1 protein-coding gene is annotated in these 357 nt (G+C 72.5%); it reads left to right on the forward strand.

The window, feature by feature from the left end:
- The coding region (locus ACLZOT_RS50670; protein WP_416976078.1) for a DUF742 domain-containing protein at positions 1-357 on the forward strand (357 nt) is incomplete at both ends.

The raw sequence follows: 357 nt of genomic DNA on the forward strand, positions 1-357 counted from the left end.
GCCCGCAGCTCCCCGGCTACATGTTCAGCGGCGGTCGCACGCGCCCCCGCCACCGGCTGGGCCTGACCACGCTGCTGACCACCCAGGGCGCGACGCCGGCAGGGAAGGCGTGGCCGGAAGTGTCGCGGATCCTCGCCCAGTGCCGCGGTCAGCCCTCGTCCATCGCCGAGATCGCTGCCCTCGTCGACCGGCCCGTGCAGCTGGTCATGGTCGTCCTCAGCGACCTGATCGACACCGGGGCACTGGCCATCACCGCCCCTGCTTCAGCCCCCACCGACCCGACCGACACCACCGTGCTGGAGGCCATCGTTGCCGGACTACGCCATTCCGTCGCAGCCGACGCAGCGGCAGGAGCCG

The organism is Streptomyces sp. 4F14, from assembly GCF_048159485.1.
In the GTDB taxonomy this organism is placed as follows: Bacteria; Actinomycetota; Actinomycetes; order Streptomycetales; family Streptomycetaceae; genus Streptomyces.